At 67.6% G+C, this 620-nt stretch carries 1 protein-coding gene; it reads left to right on the top strand.

The annotated features are described in order from the left end of the window. Positions 1-60: 60 nt before the first annotated feature. Positions 61-620 (top strand): hypothetical protein (locus tag NZU74_20605; protein ID MCS6883728.1); only part of this gene is annotated, 560 nt, incomplete at its 3' end.

The raw sequence follows: 620 nt of genomic DNA, 5'->3' as shown, positions 1-620 counted from the left end.
CAGGGCGACATTCGGCGGATGGGCGGCTTGGCGCGGGCGTTGCCCATCACGGCGGCGACGATGCTGATCGGCTGGCTGGCGATTGCGGGCATCCCGCCGCTGTCGGGCTTCTGGTCAAAAGAGGCGATTCTGCTCAGCGTGTACAACGCGAAGCTGGTGAACTTCGCGCCCGTGCTGTTCGGCGTAGGCATCCTGACGGCGGGGCTGACGGCGGCGTATATGACGCGCATGGTGTGGCTGGTGTTCTTCGCGCCGCCTGCCGCGCACGAGAACAACCACGACCACCATCACGAGCCGCCGCGCGAGCGGTATGCGACGGTGCTGGGCGTGCTGGGGCTGCTCGCGCTTGGCTCCGTGCTGTTCGGCTGGCTGCTGCCGGGCGAGAAGGCGTTCCATGAGTTTCTCAAGCCCGTTGCGGAGCCTACGATTCTTACGCAGGAGCAGCTGTTCCTGAGCGCGGAGGCGGGCAAGGGCTTGGTGTTCGGGATTGCGCTGGGCGCCGCGGTATTGGGGATTCTGTTCGGCGTGGCTCGGTATCGGCGCGGGATGCCCCCCGCCGAGGCGCAATTGCGCGGCGTGTGGGGCGCGGCATACAAGCAGTGGGGCTACGACGGCGCGAT

Source organism: Chloroflexaceae bacterium (genome assembly GCA_025057155.1).
Taxonomy (GTDB): Bacteria; Chloroflexota; Chloroflexia; order Chloroflexales; family Chloroflexaceae; genus JACAEO01.
Note: the sequence above shows the minus strand (reverse complement) of the source record. Positions and strands in the feature narration are given on the sequence as shown.